The sequence below is a fragment of the Cellulomonas sp. URHE0023 genome (assembly GCF_000688475.1).
In the GTDB taxonomy this organism is placed as follows: domain Bacteria; phylum Actinomycetota; class Actinomycetes; order Actinomycetales; family Cellulomonadaceae; genus Cellulomonas.
The window spans coordinates 1,205,433-1,230,125 of sequence record NZ_JIAN01000005.1; the positions used below are offsets into that span (position 1 = coordinate 1,205,433).

Consider the following 24,693-nt stretch of genomic DNA (forward strand, 5'->3'; position numbering starts at 1 on the left):
ATGCGGGCCGAGGAGCGGAAGCGGTCGAGAACACGGTTCGGAAAGCATCCCCTGCGGCTCCGACTGACGCTCCTGTACTGCCTCGTCTCGGTCATGTCGAGCGCGGCCCTTCTGGGGATCATGTGGGCGCTGGCCGAGACCCTGGACGCCTGGGGTCCGCCCGAATCGGCCGACGACAGCCCGCTGCCGCTCCCGGAGCTCTCCGAGCTCGACGCGGGGGGTCAGCTCGCCGACCGGGTGGAGCAGCCCCTGATCGCGCTCGCCCTCATGGCCGTGATCTCGCTGCTGCTCGGTTGGCTGATCGCCGGCCGCGTGCTCCGTCCGGTGCTGACCATGACCCAGGTGCTGCGTCAGATCTCCTTCCGAAGCGTGCACGAGCGGCTGGCCCTTCCCGGTCGCCGCACTGAACTCACGGATCTGGCCGACACCGTCGACGGCCTTCTCGGAAGGCTGGAGACGGCGCTCGACGCGCAGCGCGGGTTCGTCGCCAATGCGGCGCACGAGATGAGGACCCCGCTCACTGTCGAGCGCGCGCTGCTCGAGGAACCGCTGATCGACCCTGCAGCGGGTCTGGAGTCGTTCCGGTCGAACTTTGCCCGGCTGCTGGTGATCAGCGAGCAGCGCGGACAGCTGCTGGAGTCGCTGCTCACGCTGTCCAGCAGCGCGCAGGGCCGCGGTGCCGACGAGCAGGTGGACCTCGCGGCCCTGGTCGAGCTCGCGCTGCGTGAGCGGGTGCCCGAGGCTGCGCTGCACGGCCTAGAGGTGACGACATCGCTGCGGCCGGTGCGGATACCCGGCGATCCGGTGCTGCTCAGCCGGCTGGTGGTCAACCTCTGCGACAACGCCATCCAGCACAACGTGCCAGGCGGCACCGTGGAGGTCGCCCTCCGCCGCACGATCGGCGCCGCGGTGCTCGTCGTCGCCAACACCGGCGAGGCCGTCCCCGCGGACCAGGTCGACCGTCTGTTCGAGCCGTTCCAGCGGCTGCACCGCAGCGTCCACGACGGCCACCACGGCCTCGGCCTGTCGATCGTGAGCGCGATCGCCCGTGCCCACGGTGCGACGGCCACCGCCTTCCCACGGCCCCAGGGCGGTCTTGTCGTGGAGGTGACGTTTCCTCTCGGGACGACGCCACCTGACACCTGAGCAAGCCCGTGAGAACACGTCGGCGGAAGCCTGATCGCCTCGGGGAGGGTCTACCTGACGACGAACTGCCAGATCGCCGGTCACGTTCGTGCAGGCGCCACGGTGACACTCGGTGCGTCGGCGAAGGTCGGCGGCAGGATCGAGTCCTCGGGGGCGGTCGAGCTGGCTGATCATCCCTGTGCTCGTCGCGGTCGCGGTCGACTCCGCGTTCTCCTGGGTCGCCCTGGTGGTCGCAGCCTGCGGCTTCGGCAACTGCCGATCTGACGTCTGGCGACGCCAGGGCCGTACATCAGCCTGCTCGCAGGGCTGGGTGCTGCAGCGGTGAGCGGAGGTCTCCTGGCGTTCGTCCCGTGGGCCGCACGCCGGACCCGGTTTCGTGGGCGGCGCGGTGGCGCTGGCCTGGATCTCCTACACGGTCTGGTTGGCGCTCGCGCAGACCTGATCGTTCGAACCTGACGATTGATGCCAGACGTCTCAGCGAGACGCCGACACCAGGTCCGCCCTCGTACGCGATCATGCCTGCCATGCTTCCCTCCTGGGTGACGTCTCGCCGCCGACGCATCGCGCTCCTCACTGTCGTCGTGCTGCTCGCCGCCTGCGGGGGCATCGCGCTGGTGCGTTCGTCCTCAGCTGCACCTGAGGTCGCATCGCCGGTTCCGCTGAGCCCCAGCGCGTCGGCACGGCCGGCAGCCGCCTCGTCCGGACCCAAGACGGCCCCACCGACGCCGACAGCGACCGCGTCCGAGACCCCTGTCGCGACTCCGGTCCCGTCGCCGACCGCGGGGGCGCCCGCAGCCGTCGGGACGCCCGCGCCGGCACCTCCGCAGCCCTCGACGGCCACGCAGCCCAAGGCTCCCGGCGCCGCCGCGCCCGCCCCCGCAGCGCCGCTGCCCCCCGCGACGCACACCGCGAAGAAGGGCGTCGCGACGTGGGAGTTCTCGGGTGCGACGGCGGCCCTGCAGGACGTCGGCGTCGGCTGGTACTACAACTGGTCGACGTCGAACACCTCGATGCCGGCGCCGCCCGGCGTCGAGTACGTGCCGATGATCTGGGGTGCGGCGAACGTGACGCCGGGCGCGCTCGCGGCACCCGGATCGACGCTGCTCGGCTTCAACGAGCCCGACATGGGTGGCCAGGCCGACATGACGGTCGACCGCGCGCTCGAGCTCTGGCCGCAGCTGCAGGCAACCGGCAAGCGGCTGGGCAGCCCGGCGGTCGCCTGGGGCGCGGACCGTGCGGGTGGTTGGCTGGATCAGTTCATGACCGGCGCCAAGACTCGTGGTCTGCGCGTCGACTTCATCACGTTGCACTGGTACGGCTCGGACTTCGGGCCGGATGCGGTCAACCAGCTGCAGCGGTACGTAGCCGCCGTCCATGCGCGCTACGGGCTGCCCATCTGGGTCACCGAGTACAGCCTGATCGACTTCTCGGGCAGTGGGAGGGTCGCCTCCGACGACCAGATGGTTGCCTTCATCGCCGCGTCCACGGCGATGTTCGAGTCCACCCCGTACGTCGAGCGCTACGCGTGGTTCGGGCTGCCGGCCCTCGAACCCGGGACGGGTCTGTACCGCGACGGGTCTACCCCGACTCCTGCGGGTGTCGCGTACCGCGCCGCGGGCAAGGGCTAGCGGAGCGAGGCGATGCCCAGATTCACTGTGCGGGCCCGGCGGAGCATCGAGGTCGTCGGCCGGCGCCGCTGACCGCTTGACATCGGGGCGCATGCTGAAAGGGTCGTCGGCTCCCTTGAGCCTGCTCCTTCTGAGCGGACCGGCTGCGATGAGCGGCACTACGCCGGGCGATCGCGGCCCGTCAGGAACGGTTCCATGCACACCGACACCCCCCCGGGCCGAACCGTCTCGCTTGGGCGGTGGGCCGCGATGCTTCTTCTTCCTGAGAGCCGACGCGTGCTCGACATGCTCGAGAGCAAGGGCAGCCCTGGGCTAGGCGATGCGTTGCTGGACCGCGCTCAGCTGATCGCCGAGCTCGTGCCCTCGTGCATCGCGATCTGCCTCACGGAGCCGTCATCGGGTGTGACCGTGGCCCTCGCCGACCCAGCCGCTGAGCTCGCGCCGCCTCCCCAGGAGCGCCGGTCGGCCGACCTCGGCGACGTCTTGTCCGAGCGGCGCTGGCGACACGAACGGGCCGCCGACTCCGACGCGCGCTGCGCCGCCAGCATCTCCATGGCGTTCTACGAGCACGAGCGGGTCACCGGGGAGCTGAGCGCCTACGCCACCCGGCCCGACGCCTTCACCTCGCACACCAACGTCCTGCTGGCACTGGTCGGCGCCTCAGCCCAGACCGCCGTGATGAATCACGACCTACCGATGCACGGCCTGCACGACGCCCGCGAAGGTCCTGCCCGTCTCGCCGGGCGTGAAGCTGTCGAGATCGCCGTCGGGTACCTCATGGCGCGCGACGGCATCGATCCCGACACCGCACGCCTCTACCTGACCAGGGCAGCAGCGCACGCCGGCATCGATCCGAGCGCCTACGCCCAAGCCCTTGTCGACGAGCGCTGACCCTCCTGGACACCGCTAGCCGGGTGAGCGGGTCCGGCGCCTCTCGCTCAGGATCACCGTGGTCAAGCACACGGCCCCGACGGCCAACGCCGCGATCACGATCCATCCAGGGCCACCGCCAGTGACGCGTAGCACGCCGATCACCAGGGCGGCCGCGACCAGACCCGCCATCGCGACCTTCCCGACGACGGTCATGTCCGAGGCCGCTCGGTCCGGCTCCCGAGTCGCATCGTCGCGCTGCCCGCTGCGGCGCGCGGGGTCCTTGGTGCTCTGCCGCCGTAGTGCCCACAACCCTGCGAGCAAGGGCAGGACCAGAAGAAGGAGCAGCGCCTCTGGCACGTAGCTCACCTCCCCCGGCGGATGGCTCGGGTTCAGGTTGGCACGCCACCACCCGGGCCGCAGCGGAGAGGTGCGTGGTGACGTCGGCTACCGGTCGACGTCCATCCGCGAGAGCCAGTCGTCGAGAAGAGCTGCGGTGAGCACCGGCTGGTCGAGGTGCACGTTGTGGCCGGCGCGGTCGAGAACCGCGGTCGTGGCGTGCGGGTAGTGCCGCTCGACGAGCGCAGCGGCCGAGCGGTGGCCGACGACGTGGTCCTGGCGCCCGGTGACCAGGAGCGTCGGGCGCAGGAACGGCGGAGAACCGGCCTCGGGCTCTTTCGTGAGCGCGTACCTGGCCTGGAGCCGATCGATGACCTCGGGCCGGAACGCACGCAGGCCCGGCAGTGCGTGGTCCCGGAACAGAGCCCAGCCCTCGGCTGACTGGACGACGGCCATGTCGGCGTATTCACGCGCGTCGTCCGGGTCGAGCGAGGACAGAAGTGTCGGATCCTCGACGAGAACGGTCCGCGGCGGCACGTCACGGGCGGCGGGCTCCGCCTCGACGAGCGGTGCGAGGAGCGCGAGGCCGAGAACCTGGTCACGCAGCTGCGCCACGAGGTCTCGCGCGATCATGCCTCCGTAGGAGCTGCCGAGCACCGCGAAGGGCTCGTCGCCAAGCTCCTCCTGCACGAAACGCACCAACGCCGCGGCGACGGCGTCCGAGCCGTCGATCTCTGGACCGGCATCGGAGCGACCCATCCCCGGAAGGTCGACGTAGATGCGTCGCCACCCCCCATGGGCACCGGCGGCACCATCAAGCGTGAGCAGCAGCCGGTGGTCGACGCAGAATCCGTGGACGAGCAGCAGCGGGGCCCCGGACCCCCTGGTGACGTGGAACATGCGCCGAGGCTAGAGCCGCCCACTGACGTCCGGGCGGTGCGCGAAGCCCGCCGGCTCGGCATCCCCATCCCCCGACTCGAGCGGTGACCCCGCACCTGGTGCGGGCCCAGCGTCCAGTTCCGTCACGACAGGTTCATTGACCGGCGCAGCCACGTCCTGCACAGTGACCGGGTGAACCGGGCGCTCGCCGTTCTCACCGTGATCGCCTACCTCACGCTGCCGTTCGGGTCCGAGCACCCCGCCGAGCTCGTACCGACGCTGCTGGTCGGACTCGCGTACGCCGCGCTCGCGATCCTCGGCTTCCGGGCCGTCGACGGCCGCGGGGTCTGGTGGGCGGCCGGGTACGTCGGCGTGCAGCTGGTGCTCGGATTCGCGGTCTTCTCCCTGTCCGGGGCCGCTGTGGGCGCCGTCCTGCTCCTGGTCGTCCTGGTCGCGCAATCGGTCCTGCTCCTGCCGCTGCCCGCCGCGGTCGCGGTGGCCGCCGTCCTCCCCCTCGTCCACCTCGGCATGCAGTGGCCGCGCGTGCTCGGCGAGGCCCTCGGCACGCTCGCAGTCAGCACGTTCACGCTCATCGTGACCGAGCTGCTGGTGCGAGAGCGCAGCGCGCGAGCAGAGCTCGCTGCCGCGAACGAGCGCCTGCGCGGATACGCCGCACAGGCGGAGCAGCTGGCCACCATTCAGGAGCGCAACCGTCTGGCACGCGACATCCACGACGGGGTGGGCCACCACCTGACGGTCGTGCAGATGCTGCTCGAGGCTGCTCGAGCCGTCATCCCCACGGCAGGTCCCGATCGTCTGGACGCCATGCTCGCGAACGCTCAGGACCAGTCGCGGCAGGCGCTTGCCGAGGTCCGGCGGTCCGTGGCGGCGCTGCGTGAGCACCGCCCCGTCCTTGCCGAGGCGCTGCGGCAGCTCGCCGCCGAGGCGACGGAGGCGGGCGTCCCGACCGAGCTGGACGTCCGGGGCCAGGCCCGCCCGCTGCGCGCCGACGTGGACGAGTCGCTCTTCCGTGCCGCGCAGGAGGGCCTGACGAACGTCAGGAAGCACGCGGACGCCACGCGCACCGCCGTCGTGCTCGACTTCCAGGACGACGACCACGTGCGACTCGAGGTCCGGGACGACGGTCGCGGCCTGGCCGGTCAGCAGGCCGACGGCTTCGGGCTCGCCGGTCTGCGGGAGCGCATGGCGAGCATCGGCGGGGAGCTGACCCTGCGCTCCGCCGCGACCGACGGCGTCACCACCCTCGTCGTGGAGGTGCCGGGATGACCGTCCGGGTCCTCCTCGCCGACGACCAGGCGCTCTTCCGCGAGGCGCTGACGACCCTCCTCGAGGTGCAGCCGGGCATCGAGGTCGTCGGCGAGGCGGCCAACGGGGACGACGCCGTCCGGATCAGTGCCGCGGCCCGACCCGACGTGGTCCTCATGGACCTGCGGATGCCGGTGCTCGACGGCATCGCCGCCACAGCGCGGCTGCGCGCCGAGCAGCCCGACGTCCGTGTGATCGCCCTGACGACCTTCGACGACGACGAGGACGTCTTTGCCGCCCTGCGGGCCGGTGCCGTCGGCTATCTGCTCAAGGACGTGACGTCGTCACGGCTCGTCGAGGCGCTCGTCGCAGCGGCGCGGGGGGAGACCGTCCTGCAGCCGTCGGTCACGGCGAAGCTCGTCGCGCGGGTCGTGCAGATGCCCGCGGACGCGGCACCGGCAGCACCGTCGGCGCATCCGCTGTCCGAGCGCGAGGTCGCCCTGGTGCGGCTGCTGGCCGACGGGCTCAGCAATCGAGAGATCGCCGGCGCCCTGTACCTCGCCGAGGGGACCGTGAAGAACCTCGTCAGCAGCGTGCTGTCGAAGCTCGGGGTGCGCGACCGGACGCAGGCGGCCCTGCGCGCCCGAGACCTTGGCATCCTCCGGCCGTGACCCTCACGGCCCGGGTCACTCCCGGGATGTGACCTCAGGCATGACGATCGGCACCTGACCGCGCCCCGCGGCCCGTCGAGGCTGTCGTGTGTCCAGACGTCGGATACGCGGAGGAGTCACGATGAACCACGACGAGCACACTGTTGGCCGGCACCCGCGGCTGCGTTTCGTGCAGCACGCGGTAGAGATGGTCGTCGCCATGGTGGCGGGCATGGTCCTGCTGGAGCCGGTCTGGTCGTTCGCCTGGCCGGGCCTGCATGAGAGCACCACGGCGCACGTCATGGTGATGGCGACGAACATGTCGCTCGGCATGGCGGTGTGGATGCGCGTCCGAGGGCACGGGCTGGCGTTGATCGCCGAGATGGTCGCCGCGATGTACGTGCCGTTCCTGCTGCTGCTGCCGGTCAGCCTCATGGGGTCCCTGACCACCATGGGGCTCATGACGGTCGGGCACGTGCTGATGGTGCTCGGGATGCTCGCCGTCATGCTGCGTCACCGTCACGCGTACGGGTGGTGAGCCGGGTGCGCGCGTTCCTGCGGATCGTCCTGCTCGTGCTCGCCGCCGTGGCGCTGCCGGTTGCTCTGGGCGCCCCGACCGCCGTCGACACCGTCCTCGGTCTCAATGACCCGCGCACCGACGGCGCGTCCCCGCCGCCGACCCCCGCCGTGTACGACCCGGCCCTGCGGACGGTCGCCGTCGTGGTCGGAGACGAGGGCGCCGTCGCGTCCGACACGCTGGCCCCCTTCGAGATCCTCGCGACCACCGGAGCGTTCAACGTCTACACCGTGGCGTCCGGGAGCGGGCCCGTGCCACTCACCGGCGGTCTCGACCTCGTACCGGACCTCACGTTCGACGGCCTCGAGGACCTGGTGGGAGGACCTGCTGACCTCGTCGTCGTGCCCGCGATGCCGGACGTCGGCCGGCCCAGCACGAAGCCCGTCACCACGTGGCTCACCGACCAGACCGACCGCGGCGCCGTGCTCCTCAGCGTCTGCAACGGCGCGGCCGTGGTCGCCTCGGCGGGGCTCCTCGACGGGCACGTGGCCACCGCTCACTGGCTGCGCCTCGGCGAGTGGGCACGCACCTACCCGGCCGTCGACTGGGTCGCCGGGACGCGCTACGTCGACGACGGCTCCGTCATCAGCACCGCCGGCGTCCTGTCGGGCATCGACGGCACCCTGCACGCCGTCCAACGGCTGGTCAGTGCGGACGCCGCCGTGCGGGCCGCGGAGGCGATCGGCTGGCCGTACGACGCGTCGGGCGGTGCGCCGCGGATGGAGAAGGCGCGGCTCGCGCCGTCGGACGCCGTCGCGGGCGTCAACGCCGCCTTCGGCTGGGACCGACCGCGGATCGGTGTCCCGCTCACCGACGGGGTCGGTGAGATCGAGCTCGCCTCGGTGTTCGACACGTACGCGCAGTCGCTGGCCGCGGACACGGTCGCCGTGGGCGACGGGCCGGTGACGTCCCGCCACGGACTGACGTTCGTGCCGCGCACCGCCTCCATCGCGGGGCTCGACCGGTTGGTCGAACCCGGCACGGCAGAGCACCACGCGATCCCGGGGCCGGCCACGGTGCACCCTCACCGGCGACCCGGCTTCGCGTACGACGCCGTGCTGCAGGACCTGGCGCGGACGACCGATGTGGCCACCGCTCGGTGGACGGCGAAGGTCCTCGAGTACCCCGTCGACGACCTCACGCTCGACGGCCCATCGTGGCCGTGGGCGCTGACACTGCGACCCCTCGCCCTCGCCGTCCTCGGCACGCTCGTCGCACTCGTGGTGCTGAGGCGGGTGCTCCCCAGGACACACGCTCGCGCCGCGCACGGTGACGTCGATGGGAGTGGGCGACGATGAGGGCACCGACCCGAGGAGCTGCCATGCCCGCCGTCATCGTCAGCGCGCCCGGGCCCACCGCGGTGGTGGAGGTCGTCGACGTCCCCGTCGTCGAACCCGGCCCCGGGCAGGTGCGCGTCCGGGTCGAGGCCGCCCCCGTGACCGCCACGGACGTGTCCGCCCTGCGTGGGCACCTTCCCCTACGGCCCGCGAAGCGGTACGTGCTGGGCTGGAGCCTTGCGGGTGTGGTCGACAAAGTCGGCGCGGACATCGAGGACCTTGCGATCGGCGACCCGGTGCTGGCGATGTCGGACTGGTTCGAGACGCTCACGGGCACTCAGGCCTCTTCGGTGGTCCTTCCCCGGGCGTCCGTCGGCCGGCGTCCGGCGTCCCTCGGGTCGGTCGAGGCCTCCGTGGTGGCCCTCAACGCGCTGAGCGCGGCGCGGGCGCTCGACCTCCTCGACCTGCCCGCAGGCTCGACGCTCGCCATCACCGGCGCCGCGGGGAGCGTCGGCGGGTTCGCGACGGAGCTGGCCCGGCACCGCGGTCTGAACGTCCTGGCCGTCGCGCGGGAGGCCGACCGCGCCTTCGTCGAACGGACGGGTGCCCAGCTCGTGGTCCGCGGAACCGACCTCGGGACCCTGCGGGCCGACGGCCTTCTCGACTCGGCGGTCCTCGGCGCGTCGTCCCTCGCCGCGGTGCGCGACGGGGGGACGTTCGTCGCGTTCACGCGCCCGTCGACCCCGGCACCCGAGCGTGGCATCCGCGTCGCCACCTTGGCCGTGGTCAGCGATGGCAGCGCCCTCGAGGCCCTCGCCCTGCTCGCAGCCGACGGCACCATCACCCCGCGCGTGGCCGCCACCTGTCCGCTCCGCCAGGCCTCCGCCGCGTACGCCGCGCTCGAGGCCGGCTCCGGCCGCCGCGGCGGCGTCGTGCTCGTGCCGTAAGACCCATGACTCGGGCGACGCATGAGGTGTGTTGTCGAGATGCAGGGACAGATCCACCACGCTGGAGCGTCTACCTTGGCCGCGGCCGGACCTGGCCCGTCGCCGGTCAAGATGTTCAGCGGGCTCAGCGATGGTCGCGCTTGGCTCCACCCGGCGCGAAACATGGGTCGGGCCACCTGAGAAGACTGCTCGAAGACCCACTCGGCAAGGTTCGGCTCGAAGCGGTCTACGCCTCGGCGGCAGCAGGCTCTACCGACTCAGGTGCCAGCCGAGAGCGTCAGCAACCGTGGTGGCCCGGTGTCTCGGCTCGCCGGCTCCTCAGCGCCGGATGACGATCGCCCAGTCGGCGGGGTCCTTCTGAGCTGAGATGAACTCCTGGACCACCACGAGCGTGCTGTCGAGGTCCGCCTTGAACGACTTCGGCACATCCTGGGTTGAGATCGCGCCCTGCCAGCCGACGGTGATCGGAGTGTCAATGCCCCAGGACATGCGAGCCCCGAACTGGTAGACGACCGCGATCTTCTTGCCCGTGTCGTGCGAGGCGGAGCCTGCGAAGGCGTACGCAGCGTGCAAAGTCGTCTCCGCGGTGTCGAAGCCACCGTCGGCGGTCAGAGGGATGGCCGCCAGGGCGCCCGCCTCGATGGCCGCCTGCACCGGAGCGGGAAGTGGCTGGTCCCTGACGACTGCGACGAACGTGCCGTCGGGCAGGGCGTACGCCGTCGTCCGCTCCGGCAGGACCTGGTCGGCCGTCACGGGCGCGCCAGCCTCGACCGCCATCGGTGGGACCGAGGTAGCGGGCGCGGACGCTGCGGGCTGTGCACCAGAGGCGTTGCCGTCGTGGGCCGAGGCGGTGCAACCGCTGAGGATGCCGATCGTCAGGCCGGCCATCGTCGCTGCGGTTGCGGTGGTCAGCACTGACCGCTTCGCGTCTGTGATCTTGAGCATGAGGTGTTTCCTTATCCGCGACGCCACCCGGTACGGGTGTGTGAACGCTGCGTCCGCTTGGGCCACAGGGGGTGCACACACCGCGAGGTCGACGACGCGCACGCACCACCGACGTGATCGGCATCTGCGGCATCGCTCGGGAGGTCACGTTCGTCACACGACGGAAGCGATGCACCTCGCGGCGTGGGGCGCCGGGCTCGGATATGTCGGGTAGTCAAGCTCGGTGGCTGTCGACATGCGCACCAGATCGACGGACGCTGAGCGTCGTACCTTGACCGCCGCGGCGCGGCCGGCGCCGACGGTCGCAGCACGTGGCCGACGGCTCGCGAGCCGCCCGCTCACCTTCCCTACACTCACCGCATGGGTCTCTTCTCGCGTCCGGCCCCTGTGCCGGACCCTTCGCTGCCAATGCTCTCGATCGACGATGCCGAGTGGCTCCGGGGCGCGGCTGTCGAGGCGTTCGCGCGTGCAGGTGCGCCCGAGCCGCGAGCGATGGCCGACCACCTCGTCGACACGGCCGGCGCCGTTTACGGCCTGGGGAATCTTGCGGCACTGGTCGCGGCGACCCCGAAGCGGCAGCGCGCCGCCCTGGTGCGGGAGCACGCGACGGTCATCGTCACGGCCCAGCACCGCGCCACACCGACGACGATCGAGGAGATCTCCGACATCGTGTACGCCCGCGTCATGAGCGACGAGGTGGTGGGCGATGGCCTCGACCTCGCTCCTGGACTCGTCGTACGGGCCTGTGTCGACTACCCCGACAGTGTCGCGACGCTGTCCAACCTCGAGTCGTTCGGCGGCTGGGCTGCGGTCGGCCCGACCGCTCTCGCGAACCTGCGCCGCCTGCCCCCGCCGGAGCATCGCACCATCACTGCGCGCGGTGGCGGCGTGATCCACCTGCTCACCTGCGAGGACCTGTTCGGCGCCAGCCGGCTGCTGCTGCTCGATGAGCTGTTCGGATCGCTCCTGGGCATCGAGCGCCCCGACTACGGCGTGCTGGTCGCCGTCCCGCACCGGCACACGGTCGCGGTGCACATCATCGAGGACGCGACCGTGGTGACCGCGCTGGACGCCATGGTCGGGCTGGCCCGCTCGGGCGAGGACGCAGCTGGCCCGGTCAGCCCTGACGTCTACTACCGGGACCCGTCGGGCGTGCTGCAGCGGGTGTCGCGGAACGAGCCGGACGGCTCCGTCCAGGTCGAGGTCAGCGGCCTGTTCGAGGTCGCGATGTCGAGGATCGCTCTCCCGGGGTAGCAGCAGCTCCCACGTCCCGATGGTCAGCCACCCGGGACGCCCCCGAGTACGAGGGCCATTCGACGGGGATGACGACGACGGTCGGCGGGGCTCAGATGCGGCACCGGCTCTGCCTGCGCCGATGAGCGCCGGGGGCCGCGGACCCCCGGCGCTGTGCAACCGTGAAGATCGACGACGGCTGGACCGCGCCGAAGGGGCGTCGCCGACCTTCGCTACCTGAGGGTCCGCAGCGCTCGCGCCCAGCCGATGACGTCGTCAAGGACGGTCGTCATGACCGCGCTGTGGTGCTCCCGCGGAGCGAACTCAGCGAAACCGACGAAGTCATCTCGCATGCTGAGGGCCACCTGCGGTCCGACGTCGGCGATCTTCAGGGTTGCCATCACCTGTCGCAGCTGTTCGACGGCGCGTGTGCCGCCGTCGACGCCGTACGAGACGAATCCGGCGGCCTTGGTGTTCCACTCGGCATAGACGCGGTCGAGTGCGTTCTTGAGGCTTCCGGGATAGCCGTGGTTGTACTCCGGGGTCACGAACACGTATCCGTCGAATCGGTCGACGGTGTCCGCCCACGCGCGGGTGTGCGCCTGGCTGTAGCGGCCCGTCGCGGGCGGGACGGGTTCATCCAGCGCAGGCAGGGCCACGTCGGCCAGGTCGACCAGCTCGAAGGTGGCGTCGGTCCGGGTCGATGCCTGGTCGAGGACCCATCGGGCGACACCTTCTCCCTTGCGCCCCGGTCGGGTGCTCGCCAGGACCACCGCGATCACGGGCACGCCCGCCGTCACGGCGCCACCACCTCGGCACCCTCCGCCTGAGCGTCGAAGGCCGCGAACATCTCCACCAGTGCGCGCGGCGAGCCCTCGCTGAACATCAGGTCCAGGCTGCTCGCCGACTCGCCCGCGGCCTCTGCCGAGCGCGGGAACAGCGCGGACTCGTAGGCCGCCACCGCCGCCTCGACGTCGCCGGGGTGCTCGACGAGGGCCAGGGCGAGAAGAGCACCGTCGTACATGGCGAGGTTCGCGCCCTCACCGGCGAACGGCGACATGACGTGCGCGGCGTCACCCAGCAGCGTCACGCCAGGCACCGGCTGCCACGAGTGGTCAGCGGGCAGGGCGTGGATGCGCCGAGGCTGCAGCGGACCGTCGGCGTGGGCGACCAGTCCACGCAGCTCGTCGGACCAACCGTCGAGCATCGCGAGGACGCTCGACCGGGACGCGGACGCATCCGTGAAATCGATCGTGTCGACCCAGTCTTCAGGGGCCCGCACGCCGAGGTAGAAGTGCAGGCTTCCGTCGCTCTCCTTGTGCCCCAGGATTCCAGTGTTGTCCCGGAACGCGAAGAGCATGCCGGCACCCATCACCTCGGCCTGGACGGAGTGCTGGCTGTCGGCGTCGTGCAGGTCACCCTCGATGAAGGAGATGCCCGTGTAGGCCGGCACCGCGTCCGACACCAGGCGACGCACCTTCGACCAGGCGCCGTCTGCGCCGATCAGCAGATCGGTCGTGATCGTCTCGCCGTCCGCGAACTGCACCTCGTGCCGCCCGGGCACGCCCTCGACCGGACGCACGGCCGTGACCTTGCAGCCCCAGCGGATCGCGTCGGCAGGAAGGGAGTCGATCAGCAGGTCGCGCAGCTGGCCGCGGTCGACCTCCGGGCGGCTGAGCTGCCCCTGGTCCTCTTCCTCGCGCAGGACGGCGCCGGTGTGGTCGAGGATGCGCATCGCCTCACCACCAGGGTGCACGATCGCGGTGAAGGGCTCCCACAGGCCGGCGGCACGGATGGCCTCCTGGCCGTTGTACTCGTGGATGTCGAGCATCCCGCCCTGGACGCGCGCCTGACGGCTCGGCTCCAGCTCGAAGATGGTGGCGGCGACGCCGTTGGCGTGCAGGACGCGCGCCGCGGTCAGGCCGCCCAGGCCACCGCCGATGATCGCGATCGGGTAGTGCGTGCTCATGGTGTGCTCCTCGTTCGTGATGTGGACGGTCGGTTCAGGACTGGGTAGGCGTAGTGGCGATGCCCTGGACCAGGGCGCGGATCGCCCAGGCCTGGCGTTGCGCCGGCGTGCCGGCCAGCAGGGCTTCGGCATGTGCGGCGACGTGCGGGTTCTCCACCGGGTCCGCGCCACGAAGCGCACCGCGGAGCACGTCCATCTGGGCCGCGCCGTCGGGTGGCGCGTCGACGTCGGCGCGCGCCGGAGCGCTGTGCTCAGCCGCGGTCGCGGTCACGTGCTGCAGCAGCAGGTCCACGCCCCACGCTGCTCGCTCGACGGCGATGCCCCCCTCCAGCAGCAGTCCAAGGACCTGGTCGTAGAGACGGAGAGCGTGGGGGCCTGTCGGGCGCAGCACGAGGGCGGAGCGCGCCAGTCCTGGGTAGGTGAAGAGCACGTCGGCATAGGAGCCCAGCACCGACTGCAGGCGTGCCATCCAGTCGCCCGGTTCCGGCTCGGTCGCCCCGATCAGCTCGTCGAGGACCGCCGCGTGCAGCTCGGCGGTGTTGGCGACGTAGACGTAGAGCGACGCAGGTCCCGTGTCGAGCGCCTGCGCGACGCGGCGCATCGTCGCTCTCTCCAGTCCTTCGGTACGGATGATCTTGATCGTCTCGGCGACGATCCACTGCAGCGAGAGCGCGGGCTTGGCGGGGCGGTCGCGGCGACTTCCTCCGGGGTTCGGCATACGTGGAACAGTACACCGAACATGTTCGTCACGAACATGTTCGTCACGTGATCTGGGTCACTAAACACGTGCAGACAGAGGGGATCGGGCCGCTCGTTGCCCGAGCGGTCTGAGCGCGCACCAGTCCTGCGCAGCCGCAACCCGCGGTCGGGTCACCTCACGAGGTGAGCCCTCCCCGGGGTGGCCGACGAGGGCCAAGGGTGGCGTCGGTCAGACCAGCCGCACCGGCCGGGCGTCGATGGGCGTACGAAAGAGCGCATAGGGCTTCTGACGCAGGTCCTTGCCGCGCTGGTACGTGGCCTGGCGGTGCAGCTGGTTCGCCGTCACGTACAGGTACCCGTCCGCGGCGACCGACATGGTGTCCGGCCACAGCAGCCGGGGGTCGTGCACGAGCGTCTCGTAGGACCCGTCGGGCAGGCGGCGCAGGACCGCGTCGTGCTCGTACGCGGTGACATAGACCCGGCCGGCGTCGTCCGTCTCGAGCCCGTCGGAGCCGGTCCCCTTGTCCCCCTCGTCGACGACCGTCGCCGCGACCGCGCCGTCGTCGAGCGTGCGGTCGGCGAGCGCGTCGACCGAGACGCTCCACAGGCGGCGCGAGGCGAGCGGGCAGTACAGCAGGCGCTCGCCGTCCGCGGAGATCGCGATGCCGTCGGCGCCCATCGCGACCGGCTGCGGCTCCTCGTCGGGCGACGGCTGCTGGACCATCGGGCGGCCCTCGACGACCGGCCGGAACTCGCTCCACGGCAGCGCCTTGGTGGACGGGTGCTCGTGCAGGCGGCGCCACGACTCCCCGGTCGCGAGGTCGACGACGATGATCCCGTTCGGCCCGGAGTCCGAGGAGTCCGTGATGAACGCCGTGCCGGCCTCGCCGCGGCGCAGGTCGAAGCGCACGTCGTTGAGGTAGGTGCTCGGCAGCGCGACGGCCGGGTCGAACGTGATGACCTGCACGACCTGGTCGGTCGTGAGGTCGACGCACACGAGCTTGGGGCCGCCGGGCTTCGTCGGCTGGAACAGCGGGCTGCCCGTGTCGAGGACCCAGAGCCGGTCCGCCGGGTCCACGACCACGCTCTGCACCGACACGAAGGCACCGGCGTCGTCGTCACCCGACGGGGAGTTCCACGCCTCGCCGGGGTACGGGACCGCCTCGCCGTCGCGGAGCTCGGTGACCGTCGCCGGGACGTCGTCGCCCCACAAGGGGTAGTTGACGAACACGCGTCCGGCCGCCGAGACGGTCACGCCCGTCGGCATCGGACCCTCGAAGGAGTGCACGAGCTCCAGCGTCGCCACCGGCTCGTCCGTCATCTGCTCGCGCGCGCCCGAGCCGTCGTCTCCCCGCCCGCTCACGGCGGCCGCACTCATGCCGATTGCCCCGGGTGCAGCAGCACCTTGGTCCAACCGTCGACACGCTTGTCGAACTGGTCGTACCCGTGCGCGGCGTCGTCGAGCCCGAGCTCGTGCGAGACGATGAAGGACGGCGTCGCGCGCCCGGCGACGATCAGGTCGCGCAGCTGACGGTTGTAGCGCATGACGGGCGCCTGGCCCGTACCCATGTGCTGACCCTTGGTGAAGAACGTGCCGTAGTCGAAGCCGATGCGGCCCTGCTGCGCGGCCTCGTCCTTCCCGCCCGGGTCCTGCGGCACGTAGACGCCGACGACACCGATGCCGCCCGTCGTCCGGACGGTCTTGACGAGGTTGTCGAGCACGAGCTCCGGGTGCTCCTCGCCGGACGGGTCGTGCGCCTGGTAGCCGACGGCCTCGACGCCGCGGTCGGTGCCGCGACCCTGCGTGGCGTCGAGCACCTGCTCGACCGGGTCGCCCGCCGAGAAGTCCACCGCCTCCGCGCCGATCTGCTTCGCGAGGGCGAGCCGGTCGGGCTCCTTGTCGACGACGAACACACGGGCCGCACCCCGGATCAGCGCGCTGTGCGCGGCCATGAGGCCGACGGGTCCCGCGCCGTACACCACGACGTCGTCCCCCGGCTGCGTCCCCGCGAGCACCGTGCCGTGCCAGCCGGTGGGGAAGATGTCGCTCAGCATCGTGAAGTCGTTCTCGTGCTCGGTGCCCGGCGGGAGCTCGAGCAGGTTCACGTCCGCGAACGGCACGCGCAGGTACTCCGCCTGGCCGCCGTCGTACGGGCCCATGTTCGCGTAGCCGTACGCCGCGCCGTCCATGCCCTCGGTCGGGTTGGTGCGCGTGCAGAACGACGTCCAGCCCTGCAGGCAGTTACGGCACGTGCCGCACGCGATGTTGAACGGCACGCTGACCCGGTCGCCGACCTTGATGCGCGTGACCGCCGGGCCGACCTCTTCGACGATCCCCATGTTCTCGTGGCCGAGGACCTTGCCCTCTTCGACGCTGGTCCGGCCCTCGTACATGTGCAGGTCGGACCCGCAGATGTTGGTGGTGGTGATCCGGACGACTGCGTCCGTCGGCGCCTGGATCGTCGGATCTGGGACCTCGGTGACCTCGACCTGACGGGGGCCTCGGTAGACGACTGCACGCATTGTTCTCCTCGGGGGTGCGGGCCGCCGGTGCGGCGGTCGGTCTCACCGCGCACGTGGTCACAAGCCCGCGTCCATCGTGGGCACAGGTCTTCGGACCCGCATCTCGGGGAGAGCCTGCTCCGGCGTCCCTCTCGCCCGGCCGTCCCGCGCGACCAAGACCATCTACAGCACGCCAACAGCCATGACGATCATGACGTCGCCCATGGAGAGGACGCCCCTCCGACGTCCCGGTCGCCGATGTCAGAGGGCGCCAGAACAATGGACGCCACGGGACCGCACCGACGAAGGAGACCCCCATGGCAGCCTTCACTCGCTCCGACGACCTGCAGGGGTCGACCTTTGTCGGCGCGAACCTCAGCGGCGCCCGGTTCGTCGAGTCGGACCTGTCCGGTGTCGTGATGCGCGGGGTCGAGGTGGCCCGAGCGGACGTCGACGCCCCCTGGCTGCCCCATGGCGACTACTTCCGCGTCAACGGGGTCGACGTCATCCCCTACGTCGAGGCGGAGCTCGACCGTCGTTTCCCCGGCCGGTCGCAGCGCCGGGCGGCGGACCCGGACGGGTTGCGCGCGGCGTGGGCCGTGCTCGAGCGCACCTGGGCGGCCACGCTGGACCGGGCTGCGGCGATGCCGGGAGGAACGGTGGACGTCTCCGTCGACGGTGAATGGACGTTCGCGCAGACGCTGCGGCACCTGGTCCTCGCCACGGACACCTGGCTGGGCAAGGCGATCCTGGGGCTCGACCAGCCGTTCCACCCGCTCGGTCAGCTGGACGTGGGCACGGCGGCCGACGACGTCGACCTCTCGGTCTTCACGACGGAGACGCCGTCCTACGACGAGGTGCTCGACGCCCGGGCGGACCGGGTCGCGATGGTCCGCGACTTCCTTGCGGACCTGACCGCGGAGCAGGTGGCCGAGGAGCGCAGGAACCCGCACGCGCCGCAGTACCCGGAGACCGTCCGCTCCTGCCTGCACACCATCCTCGAGGAGGAGTGGGAGCACCACCGGTTCGCCGTGCGCGACCTCGACATGATCCAGGCCGGCCCCGCCGACCCGGCTTCCGCCTGAGAGCGGCCGACCGAACGTCGAGGCGTCACCCTCGAACCGTCCGCTGCTTGGCGCGGCACGAGCAGGTCATCGACCCGGCCAGCCGCGCCCGCCGCCCGCTCACCGGGCGGTGAGCCTGCCCGTGCGAACCCGACGGTCTCCGGCTTCGACCACTACAGGTGGTTGGACCCGCCGAACGGGCCGGCGTAGAGCGCCAGGTCGTCCACCACGCGGCGCTCTTCGGGAGTCAGCGTCTCGGTGACTAGGCGTCGTCGGCCGTCGCACGTTTGACGGCAGCAAGGAGCAGGTCCACACCGGCGCGGATCTCGTCCAGGGTCGCTCGCGTCATCTGCAGGTCGGCGAGCATGGCCGACGGGATCCCGACCGCGTCCTGGCGCATGGCACGCCCTCTCTCAGTCAGTGCAATGACGAGGACTCGCTCGTCGGCGCTGCCACGTCTCCGGGACACGAGCCCGAGGGCCTCGAGCCGCTTGACGAGTGGGGACGCCGTGGCCGGTTCCAGCTCGAGGAGCGAGGCGAGCTCCTTCAGCGACAGCTCGCCGTGCTGCCACAGCGCGAGCATGGCCAGGTACTGGGGATGGGTCAGGCCGAGTGGCGCCAGCAGCGGTCGGTAGCGACCCACGAGTGCGCGAGAGGCGGCCGACACGGCCAGGCACAGCTGCGCCTCCACGGCGAGCGGATCGGTCTCGACGGCGTCGGGCGTCACAGTGTGCATGCTCCTATCCTATGGTAGCGTTTCGTGCACTAACCTTTGGTGCGCAAATGAAGGATCACGATGGGCTTCTCCGACCGGTTCGACGCGTTCAACGAGCACGTCACGCTGTTCCTGCTGCGCTTCGTGGGGCCGCCGACGGTCAGCGCCCCAGACAGCCACGGACGCGACGTCTCCGAGGACGAGCGCGAGCGCGAAGCAGAGATCCGCGGCGCCTTCGAACGAATGACAAGACCTGACGGAAGCCCGTACCTCCTCGAACGGTGACCCGAGGAGTGCGTCGGATTGCGCCCGGCGCGTGTACGCCGCCGCGGTGACTCGCGAGGGAGGATCCCGGGTCTCGACAAGCGCCACAGATCGATCGTCGTCGAGCGTCGTGCTTGACCGGGATGCGTCGCCTGGCGAGGTCAAGCCGACGTACGGAGCCCCCGCCCGCTCCGCCAGGAGGCTGGGCGGTGACGCGTCACCCAGGCGTGGCGAGGGGTCTCGCCAGGCGACGGAGCGTCGACGGGATGTGCCGGCGCTCGGTCAAGAGTCGAGACCTGCTGCTGCCCGAGCCGCGGTCTCGATCCTTGCGCGGTAGACGGCCCAGTCGGCGTCGTCGATGTCGATGCTCTTGGACAGGTTCGCGCCGACAACCCCGTCCAGCTGCTCGCGCAAGATGTCGGCGTGACCGGCATGGCGGTTGCTCTCCGAGAGGACATGGACCATCACGTTGAACAGCTTCACGTCGGGCTGCGGCCACCAGGGGACGTAGCCAGCCGCGTCGATGGGCAGCGCCTCGATCGTGGCATCCGCGTGATCGCACGCCCGCTTGTATCCGTCGACGATGTCCGCGCGCGACTGGTGCTCCTCCACCCACAAGCTGTCGCGGTTTGCATAGCCGGGATCGTCGAACCGCGGCAGCTGGCCGGAATAGGGCCGACCAAAGACCACGCCGAAGTACCACGCCTCCGACATGGTGACGTGCTTGATCAGGCCGAGTAGGTTGGTGCCGGTCCTGGTCAGCGGGCGTCGTGCGTCGTATTCGGAGACGCCGTCCAGCCTTCCGAGCAACGACTGGCGAGCCTCTCGAATGTCGTCGTGGAGGTAGGCCTTCGCGAAGTCGTCGATCATGCTGGCCAGCATCACACCGCGGACCGCGGTCACCTAGCGGCACTGGCACGTCCGTGTGCAAAGCCCGCACGTCACGTCGCGTCACGCCGTGCGCGGAACGTCCGCCAGCTGCCCGGGCAAGAGCCGAGCGGATAGACCGGGACAAGCCGGGTAGTTGAAGCAGGACGCCAGGGCGGCCACGCGAAGCGCGGGCATGCCAACCGCCGCCGCGGGGATGTCCGCCGTCTCGAAGGCTTTGGTTTCGGTGCTGGCGATCTGCACGACGCGTCGGTGTCAGGCACTGTCGTGGAAGCTCGGGCAAACGTACGCCGCCGGAGCGGCCGGCCGTGCAGGACTGCGCGGCCGTGCGACCCCAGGCTTCATGGCGGCAGCCGGGAGTCCGCGCCCGGCTCACCCGTCGACCGCGTGCTCCACGCCGACGCAGTACATCAGTTCCGACGCGTCGGACGTACCCGGCGGGTAGTGGTCGAACTCCCAGCCGCTGCACGTGGCGGTGCGGTCGGGGGGGTCGACGAAGCTCTGGTGCCGGTCCACCACCATCGGTGCGAGCACCCACGCGGCAACGACCACAGCTACGGCACATCCCACCCCAGCGCCGATGCTGCGCCGCGCGACGGCCGTCATGCCGACAAGCACGGCACCGGCGACGAGCACGGTGCCCACCACCGCGACGATCGCGGCCAGGAGAGCCGCGTTACCCATCGGGCCTGCCGTGTTCACCAGGAACGCCAGCAACACCGTGCCCGTCCACCACGCGACGGCGACGGCCGCGATCCCGGCCAGGAGGCGGCGGAACCCCCGCAGCGGGTCAGCAGCGTCCATAGCGGGAGTATGGCGACAGCGGGCGCCGGAACCGGGCATGACTCGCGCGACCGCGGCCTTGAACACCGCATCACCCCACTCGACTCAGGCCACGGCACCGGTGTGTGGGCCGAACAGGGACATACGAAGCTAACTCGTGCTGCTGAAAGGAGCCGCGTTGATTGTCGGCGGGCCTGGGCCAGCGGGACGGTGCGGCGCATCCCGGCTCGCGCAGCTGGTCACCCGAACACCGCAGGAAGCCCCGAACACCATCCGCGCCGGACCGCGTCAGAGCCAGCGGGCAAGCATGGCGTCGAACTTCGTCAGGTCTGACGGCTCAATGACGATCAGGTGGATTCCGTGCTGCTCGACGAACTGCCGCTTAGCGCGGCGTGGTACGCAGGACGGTGATGACTTCGGCGAAAGTCATCTGCTGGCTGCCACGGCAGTACCCAGCAAGGAGCTCGATCGCGGCCGTGTGCGTCGCGCTCTCGGCGAACAGGTCGTCGAGGACCGCGCTGTCAGCGGGTTGGCGCGTGACTTCCGAGATGAACATGCCGACGATCCGTCCCGGATCGGCGTTCGGCTCCGCCAACGCGGCGATGGCCGCGCCGGGAAGCCAGTCCATCTCGGCGGAGAGGTCCCAGTCGATCTCCTCGGGTCCCCAGAACGCCCCGTGAAGGACCCGAGCGACAGGCGACAGGCCGATCGTCATGGCGCAGGCCGACACGCCTTCGACCGCTCCGAGCGCGCAGTCCGCCGGATCCACCATCCGCCCCGAGGTCGCGTCGACGACGACGAGCTGCGGGTCCGACGTCAGGAGCGTCGAGAGCCGGTCACGTATCGCCGTCGCGGACATCGTCAACGGCGCCCCGTCGTGCGCGTAGAGGCTGCCGTCCGCATCACGCAGTGCGAGCTGGAGGCGCTGGAACCGCTCGGGTGCCCAGGTCCACGGCTCCTCGCCGTCGGCGAACCCGAAGACCCTGGCGTACTCGTTCCCGCCCTCCGTAGCGCACAGGAAGAATGTGAGCGTGGGCCAGCGCGCGCTGATGCGTCGAAGCGCGGACGTAGGCGGGGACCATGCGCTGTGCACCGAGAACGCGGCCACGGCGACGCCGCCGACGCTGAACAGGTGCCGGTCGACTGCGTCCACCCACGCTGCTCCCCACTGCTCGAGCTGTGCTTGGGGTCCGGCGGTGCCACGTCGAAGCGGGTCCAGCTTGCTCAACGAGAAGGTGCTGCCTCTGCGGGCGGCAGTCTTGACGAACGCCCGGACGTCCTTGGCGGGGCCACACACGATGACAACGTTCTCGCAGACGTTCGGCAACGAGGCTCCTCGGATCCTTTTGTGCGCCGGTGGTCCGCCGCACCGGTCGGTCATCGTAGGGGGCTGTTCGGGTGGGAGCCTGGGCAACGCGGACTTGCCGGAGCCGGGATCCGGAAACGTGCTGCGGGTGTCGTCTCGCGTCTGGATCGTCGTCTGTGCCGTCACCCTGCTGACCGCCGGGTGCCAGGGCGCCGGCCATCCGCACTCGGTCGTGGACGCTGAACGTCGTCCGTCGGTGCACGCCGGCTGTACCCGTCCGGCTTGACGTAGTACGTCCGGATCGCGAGGTTTCCCGCGTGGTGCGTGCGCGCGCCTCACCCGAATGCCCGGCGCCCGTCGGTCATCGAGCTGACAGATGCTGGCGGCCAGCTGCTCGGCCGCGCGAAGCCCGTCTCCGATGAGGCGCTCGGTCGTCTGCTGGGCGTGCCGCTCTCCGGGGCGGAGCCTGCGAGCTTCTCTCGATCGGTCAAGTCGTTGAGACGATCCGCAACGACGGGAAACGCGACCCCAGAACCAGGCGAACGAAAGTCCTGAGCCCCTGCAGCAACGGTGGTTCCCGCGTCGTCGGCTGGCTCGTAAGAGACGGGAGCGGGTCAGGGCGTTAGCTGGGCACGACGGGATGCGACTCCAGGAGCTTTGTCAATAACGCTCGCAGCTGCGCACCCTCGTCGGGCGTGAGGGCGGCGACCAGTTCGGCCTGCACGGCGTCGGTGGACGTCTGCAAGTCGTCCAGGTACCGCCGTCCGGCGTCGGTCAGGGACAACGTGTTGCGACGACGGTCGGCCAGATCCACATCACGCGTCAGGTGCCCACCCCCCTGGAGCCGGTTCACCACACCATTGACGTCGTTGCGGTCCAGCCCGAGCCGGCGGCCAAGCTCGGCTTGGCTCAGGGTGCCGTACTCCTCCAAGGCGGCCAGCACCGCGAAGTCGGCTCGCCCCGTCAGAGGCATGCGTGCCGAGGTGAGCCGAGACCCCACCGTATTGACCTTGCTCACCTGCCAGCTGACGAGGGCGCGAAGCCGGGCAGGAGGGCGGGTCACATCGTCGGCCATGCGGCCAGTCTAAACATTGACCATCCCAACGAACTGAGATACGTTGGGCAACCCAACGTTGCTCTGACCAATGAGCGCGTCTTCTGATGGAGGACTCATGAACGTTCCGACCACCCCCGACCTCGCGGGCCACCGCGCCTTGATCCCTGGCGGTACCGGCGCGGTCGGAGAGGGGGCCGTGCGAGCCTTCCTGGCCGCCGGCGCAGAGGTGATCGTTCCCACCCGCACCGAAGAGCGTGCGCAGGAGTTCCGCAGCCTGCTCGGCGAGACCGCCGATGAGCACCTGCACCTGGTCGTGCACGACTACACGACGTTCACCGGAGCCCAGGACCTCGTCGAACAGGTGGTGCACTTCCGTGGCGGCCTGGACTCGGTCTTCGCTGCGATCGGTGGTTGGTGGCAGGGCGGCACGCTCGCAGAGATCGCAGAGAGCGACTGGTCGGGCGCGTTCACGGAACTGGCGACTACCCACATGGCCGTTCTGCGCGCGGCCCTCCCGCACCTCAGCGACGCCGGTGCCTACACCGTCGTCGTCGGCGACTCGGCCACCTGGCCCGTCCCCCGCAGTGGTCTGGTCAGCATGCAGCAGGCGGCCCTGCTGATGATGCAGCGGGTCGCGGCCGCGGAGAGCGGCGAATCTCGACGGGTCTTCTCCCTGGTGCTCGGACCGGTGACCAGCCGGCTCGCCCAGGGCGCCGTCGCGGCCGGCGACATCGGGAAGGTCGCTGTCGCGATCGCGGCCGGGCGTGCCCGGAGCGCATCGATCGGCCTGCATGACGCAGACGAGGCCCGTGCCGCCCTCGCCGAGCTGCAAACGGGGGTACGGGTGTGACCCGCACGCGACGCCGCGTCCCACAACCACGGCGCGACGCTCGAGACGCTCATGGAAGACCGAGGCATCGAACTGCCCGAGTGGGATCCTGACGATGCCGGCGTGCAGCAGGTGTGGGCCGATGCGTCCGCGGCCTACGCCGAGGGCGTGTCCGGGGAGGTGCGGGCAGTCGTCGGCTCGTCGCTGCGACCCGGGAACGTGCGGCAGACCGTCGGGCTGCCACGGCTCAAGGACAACCCCGTTGTGACCCGCATCATCGAGATCGACGCCGAGACCGGCGTGGAGAGGCAGGTGTACCCGTGACCGAGATCGTGGACGAGGAGCTGAGCGCCGCCGTGGTGGCGTACTACAGCCGGGGCCGCCGGCCGTACCCGAAGGTCGACCGGGAGGCAGCCCGCGCGTGCGCGACGCAGCGGTCTCCGGATGAGCTGCTCGCGCTCGTCGAAGTCATCGTCGCCGAGGCGGGTCGCACCGTGGTCGACTGGTCGACCTCGAGCCTCGGCGATGCGGGCCGGCTGGTTTCCGCGCGCGCCCAGGAGCGTCACTCTGGTCTGTCGGAGCACGCGGCCGACACCCTGGGCTGGGCGTCCACGTACGAAAATCGATGACTCCGGCGTTCGGACGCCCGGGCTCGCGGTGGCACTGGCGCACGGTCTTGATCTCCGGCGGCTGGGTCCAGCCCGGTCGCACCGGTCAGGCGGCTCCAAGGCGTCGCGATGCAGGCAATCGCGCAGCTGCGTGCCGCCGAGCAGCGGTCGCAGGCGGACGACCTGGCTCGGGAGCTCGAACCCGACCGCTGATCCTGCGCGCGTGTGCATCGAGGACGCGACTCCGTGCTG

The 24,693-nt window shown here is 70.9% G+C and carries 27 protein-coding genes; 14 read left to right on the top strand and 13 right to left on the bottom strand.

From position 1 onward, the window contains the following. The 3 genes from N553_RS21405 to N553_RS0106225 all read left to right on the top strand — a co-directional run bounded on the left by N553_RS21405 (position 1) and on the right by N553_RS0106225 (position 3,665). Positions 1 to 1,146, top strand: coding sequence for a HAMP domain-containing sensor histidine kinase (locus N553_RS21405; protein ID WP_051639868.1), 1,146 nt, complete (start codon positions 1 to 3; stop codon positions 1,144 to 1,146). 524 nt (positions 1,147 to 1,670) lie between these two features. Beyond that, positions 1,671 to 2,774: a glycoside hydrolase family protein gene (locus tag N553_RS25815; RefSeq protein WP_051639869.1), complete on the top strand. Its 1,104-nt coding sequence runs from the start codon at positions 1,671 to 1,673 to the stop codon at positions 2,772 to 2,774. A gap of 249 nt (positions 2,775 to 3,023) precedes the next feature. Continuing rightward, entirely contained in the window at positions 3,024 to 3,665 is a 642-nt protein-coding gene (locus tag N553_RS0106225; RefSeq protein ID WP_197029924.1) for an ANTAR domain-containing protein, read from the top strand. Positions 3,666 to 3,680: 15 nt separating this feature from the next. On the opposite strand, the gene N553_RS0106230 is transcribed toward N553_RS0106225, so the two are convergent. Next, entirely contained in the window at positions 3,681 to 4,004 is a 324-nt protein-coding gene (locus tag N553_RS0106230) for a hypothetical protein (RefSeq protein WP_156043717.1), read from the bottom strand. Positions 4,005 to 4,091: 87 nt separating this feature from the next. Continuing rightward, positions 4,092 to 4,883 carry an alpha/beta fold hydrolase gene (locus N553_RS0106235; RefSeq protein ID WP_028045811.1) on the bottom strand — a complete coding sequence of 264 codons (792 nt, stop codon included), beginning with the start codon at positions 4,881 to 4,883 and terminating at the stop codon, positions 4,092 to 4,094. Between the two features lie 171 nt (positions 4,884 to 5,054). Here N553_RS0106235 and N553_RS0106240 point away from each other — a divergent pair, with 171 nt between their 5' ends. From N553_RS0106240 to N553_RS0106260, 5 genes are all read left to right on the top strand, one after another. Beyond that, complete coding sequence (locus N553_RS0106240; protein ID WP_028045812.1) at positions 5,055 to 6,149, top strand: sensor histidine kinase; 1,095 nt, start codon at positions 5,055 to 5,057, stop codon at positions 6,147 to 6,149. Continuing rightward, on the top strand, positions 6,146 to 6,799 hold the full coding sequence (locus N553_RS0106245) for a response regulator transcription factor (protein WP_028045813.1): 654 nt from the start codon (positions 6,146 to 6,148) through the stop codon (positions 6,797 to 6,799). The genes N553_RS0106240 and N553_RS0106245 overlap by 4 nt, the downstream gene beginning before the upstream one ends. Positions 6,800 to 6,920: 121 nt before the next feature. Beyond that, positions 6,921 to 7,316 carry a hypothetical protein gene (locus N553_RS0106250; protein WP_028045814.1) on the top strand — a complete coding sequence of 132 codons (396 nt, stop codon included), beginning with the start codon at positions 6,921 to 6,923 and terminating at the stop codon, positions 7,314 to 7,316. Beyond that, the gene (locus tag N553_RS21415) at positions 7,313 to 8,653 is read left to right on the top strand and encodes a DJ-1/PfpI family protein (RefSeq protein WP_197029926.1); all 1,341 of its coding nucleotides are present in this window, start codon (positions 7,313 to 7,315) and stop codon (positions 8,651 to 8,653) included. The genes N553_RS0106250 and N553_RS21415 overlap by 4 nt, the downstream gene beginning before the upstream one ends. Before the next feature lie 23 nt (positions 8,654 to 8,676). After that, on the top strand, positions 8,677 to 9,579 hold the full coding sequence (locus N553_RS0106260) for a zinc-binding dehydrogenase (protein WP_028045815.1): 903 nt from the start codon (positions 8,677 to 8,679) through the stop codon (positions 9,577 to 9,579). A 318-nt stretch (positions 9,580 to 9,897) separates the two neighbouring features. Here N553_RS0106260 and N553_RS0106265 read toward each other — a convergent pair whose 3' ends face one another. Continuing rightward, the gene (locus N553_RS0106265; RefSeq protein ID WP_028045816.1) at positions 9,898 to 10,524 is read right to left on the bottom strand and encodes a hypothetical protein; all 627 of its coding nucleotides are present in this window, start codon (positions 10,522 to 10,524) and stop codon (positions 9,898 to 9,900) included. A 360-nt stretch (positions 10,525 to 10,884) separates the two neighbouring features. On the opposite strand from N553_RS0106265, the gene N553_RS0106270 reads away from it, so the two are divergent. Then, positions 10,885 to 11,778: a hypothetical protein gene (locus N553_RS0106270; protein ID WP_156043718.1), complete on the top strand. Its 894-nt coding sequence runs from the start codon at positions 10,885 to 10,887 to the stop codon at positions 11,776 to 11,778. Between the two features lie 212 nt (positions 11,779 to 11,990). On the opposite strand, the gene N553_RS0106275 is transcribed toward N553_RS0106270, so the two are convergent. From N553_RS0106275 to N553_RS0106295, 5 genes are all read right to left on the bottom strand, one after another. After that, entirely contained in the window at positions 11,991 to 12,557 is a 567-nt protein-coding gene (locus N553_RS0106275) for an NADPH-dependent FMN reductase (protein ID WP_231505178.1), read from the bottom strand. Continuing rightward, a complete protein-coding gene (locus N553_RS0106280) occupies positions 12,554 to 13,726 on the bottom strand; it encodes an NAD(P)/FAD-dependent oxidoreductase (protein ID WP_028045819.1) in 1,173 nt (390 codons plus the stop codon). Before N553_RS0106280 ends, N553_RS0106275 begins: the two co-directional genes overlap by 4 nt. 34 nt (positions 13,727 to 13,760) lie before the next feature. Beyond that, positions 13,761 to 14,444, bottom strand: coding sequence for a TetR/AcrR family transcriptional regulator (locus N553_RS0106285; protein ID WP_028045820.1), 684 nt, complete (start codon positions 14,442 to 14,444; stop codon positions 13,761 to 13,763). Positions 14,445 to 14,654: 210 nt separating this feature from the next. Beyond that, complete coding sequence (locus N553_RS0106290) at positions 14,655 to 15,803, bottom strand: L-dopachrome tautomerase-related protein (RefSeq protein ID WP_081844394.1); 1,149 nt, start codon at positions 15,801 to 15,803, stop codon at positions 14,655 to 14,657. Further along, on the bottom strand, positions 15,800 to 16,948 hold the full coding sequence (locus tag N553_RS0106295; protein WP_028045822.1) for a glutathione-independent formaldehyde dehydrogenase: 1,149 nt from the start codon (positions 16,946 to 16,948) through the stop codon (positions 15,800 to 15,802). The genes N553_RS0106290 and N553_RS0106295 overlap by 4 nt, the downstream gene beginning before the upstream one ends. Before the next feature lie 296 nt (positions 16,949 to 17,244). On the opposite strand from N553_RS0106295, the gene N553_RS0106300 reads away from it, so the two are divergent. Continuing rightward, positions 17,245 to 18,012 (top strand): DinB family protein, encoded by a 768-nt coding sequence (locus N553_RS0106300; protein ID WP_028045823.1) that lies wholly within the window; start codon positions 17,245 to 17,247, stop codon positions 18,010 to 18,012. 241 nt (positions 18,013 to 18,253) lie between these two features. Here N553_RS0106300 and N553_RS0106305 read toward each other — a convergent pair whose 3' ends face one another. After that, on the bottom strand, positions 18,254 to 18,727 hold the full coding sequence (locus N553_RS0106305) for a MarR family winged helix-turn-helix transcriptional regulator (protein WP_028045824.1): 474 nt from the start codon (positions 18,725 to 18,727) through the stop codon (positions 18,254 to 18,256). 60 nt (positions 18,728 to 18,787) lie between these two features. Here N553_RS0106305 and N553_RS0106310 point away from each other — a divergent pair, with 60 nt between their 5' ends. Continuing rightward, positions 18,788 to 18,991, top strand: coding sequence for a hypothetical protein (locus N553_RS0106310; protein WP_028045825.1), 204 nt, complete (start codon positions 18,788 to 18,790; stop codon positions 18,989 to 18,991). 261 nt (positions 18,992 to 19,252) lie between these two features. Here N553_RS0106310 and N553_RS0106315 read toward each other — a convergent pair whose 3' ends face one another. The 4 genes from N553_RS0106315 to N553_RS0106335 all read right to left on the bottom strand — a co-directional run bounded on the left by N553_RS0106315 (position 19,253) and on the right by N553_RS0106335 (position 23,022). Further along, positions 19,253 to 19,840, bottom strand: coding sequence for a DinB family protein (locus N553_RS0106315; RefSeq protein WP_028045826.1), 588 nt, complete (start codon positions 19,838 to 19,840; stop codon positions 19,253 to 19,255). A gap of 390 nt (positions 19,841 to 20,230) precedes the next feature. Continuing rightward, positions 20,231 to 20,662: a hypothetical protein gene (locus N553_RS0106325; protein ID WP_028045828.1), complete on the bottom strand. Its 432-nt coding sequence runs from the start codon at positions 20,660 to 20,662 to the stop codon at positions 20,231 to 20,233. Positions 20,663 to 21,023: 361 nt separating this feature from the next. Beyond that, positions 21,024 to 21,968 (bottom strand): hypothetical protein, encoded by a 945-nt coding sequence (locus N553_RS0106330; protein ID WP_028045829.1) that lies wholly within the window; start codon positions 21,966 to 21,968, stop codon positions 21,024 to 21,026. A 601-nt stretch (positions 21,969 to 22,569) separates the two neighbouring features. Then, positions 22,570 to 23,022, bottom strand: coding sequence for a MarR family winged helix-turn-helix transcriptional regulator (locus N553_RS0106335; RefSeq protein ID WP_028045830.1), 453 nt, complete (start codon positions 23,020 to 23,022; stop codon positions 22,570 to 22,572). Between the two features lie 97 nt (positions 23,023 to 23,119). On the opposite strand from N553_RS0106335, the gene N553_RS0106340 reads away from it, so the two are divergent. The 3 genes from N553_RS0106340 to N553_RS0106350 all read left to right on the top strand — a co-directional run bounded on the left by N553_RS0106340 (position 23,120) and on the right by N553_RS0106350 (position 24,462). Then, positions 23,120 to 23,854, top strand: coding sequence for an SDR family oxidoreductase (locus N553_RS0106340; RefSeq protein ID WP_028045831.1), 735 nt, complete (start codon positions 23,120 to 23,122; stop codon positions 23,852 to 23,854). Positions 23,855 to 23,956: 102 nt separating this feature from the next. Next, positions 23,957 to 24,157: a hypothetical protein gene (locus tag N553_RS0106345; RefSeq protein WP_197029928.1), complete on the top strand. Its 201-nt coding sequence runs from the start codon at positions 23,957 to 23,959 to the stop codon at positions 24,155 to 24,157. Continuing rightward, positions 24,154 to 24,462, top strand: a complete 309-nt coding sequence (locus tag N553_RS0106350) for a hypothetical protein (protein ID WP_028045833.1) — start codon at positions 24,154 to 24,156, stop codon at positions 24,460 to 24,462. Before N553_RS0106345 ends, N553_RS0106350 begins: the two co-directional genes overlap by 4 nt. Positions 24,463 to 24,693 lie beyond the last annotated feature (231 nt).

Coding starts and splice junctions, on each gene's coding strand:
- N553_RS21405 (WP_051639868.1), top strand. CDS start 1: ATGCGGGCCGAGGAGCGGAAGCGGTCGAGAACACGGTTCGGAAAGCAT.
- N553_RS25815 (WP_051639869.1), top strand. CDS start 1,671: ATGCTTCCCTCCTGGGTGACGTCTCGCCGCCGACGCATCGCGCTCCTC.
- N553_RS0106225 (WP_197029924.1), top strand. CDS start 3,024: ATGCTTCTTCTTCCTGAGAGCCGACGCGTGCTCGACATGCTCGAGAGC.
- N553_RS0106235 (WP_028045811.1), bottom strand. CDS start 4,883: ATGTTCCACGTCACCAGGGGGTCCGGGGCCCCGCTGCTGCTCGTCCAC.
- N553_RS0106245 (WP_028045813.1), top strand. CDS start 6,146: ATGACCGTCCGGGTCCTCCTCGCCGACGACCAGGCGCTCTTCCGCGAG.
- N553_RS0106250 (WP_028045814.1), top strand. CDS start 6,921: ATGAACCACGACGAGCACACTGTTGGCCGGCACCCGCGGCTGCGTTTC.
- N553_RS0106260 (WP_028045815.1), top strand. CDS start 8,677: ATGCCCGCCGTCATCGTCAGCGCGCCCGGGCCCACCGCGGTGGTGGAG.
- N553_RS0106265 (WP_028045816.1), bottom strand. CDS start 10,524: ATGCTCAAGATCACAGACGCGAAGCGGTCAGTGCTGACCACCGCAACC.
- N553_RS0106270 (WP_156043718.1), top strand. CDS start 10,885: ATGGGTCTCTTCTCGCGTCCGGCCCCTGTGCCGGACCCTTCGCTGCCA.
- N553_RS0106280 (WP_028045819.1), bottom strand. CDS start 13,726: ATGAGCACGCACTACCCGATCGCGATCATCGGCGGTGGCCTGGGCGGC.
- N553_RS0106285 (WP_028045820.1), bottom strand. CDS start 14,444: ATGCCGAACCCCGGAGGAAGTCGCCGCGACCGCCCCGCCAAGCCCGCG.
- N553_RS0106290 (WP_081844394.1), bottom strand. CDS start 15,803: ATGAGTGCGGCCGCCGTGAGCGGGCGGGGAGACGACGGCTCGGGCGCG.
- N553_RS0106295 (WP_028045822.1), bottom strand. CDS start 16,948: ATGCGTGCAGTCGTCTACCGAGGCCCCCGTCAGGTCGAGGTCACCGAG.
- N553_RS0106300 (WP_028045823.1), top strand. CDS start 17,245: ATGGCAGCCTTCACTCGCTCCGACGACCTGCAGGGGTCGACCTTTGTC.
- N553_RS0106305 (WP_028045824.1), bottom strand. CDS start 18,727: ATGCACACTGTGACGCCCGACGCCGTCGAGACCGATCCGCTCGCCGTG.
- N553_RS0106310 (WP_028045825.1), top strand. CDS start 18,788: ATGGGCTTCTCCGACCGGTTCGACGCGTTCAACGAGCACGTCACGCTG.
- N553_RS0106315 (WP_028045826.1), bottom strand. CDS start 19,840: ATGATCGACGACTTCGCGAAGGCCTACCTCCACGACGACATTCGAGAG.
- N553_RS0106325 (WP_028045828.1), bottom strand. CDS start 20,662: ATGGACGCTGCTGACCCGCTGCGGGGGTTCCGCCGCCTCCTGGCCGGG.
- N553_RS0106335 (WP_028045830.1), bottom strand. CDS start 23,022: ATGGCCGACGATGTGACCCGCCCTCCTGCCCGGCTTCGCGCCCTCGTC.
- N553_RS0106340 (WP_028045831.1), top strand. CDS start 23,120: ATGAACGTTCCGACCACCCCCGACCTCGCGGGCCACCGCGCCTTGATC.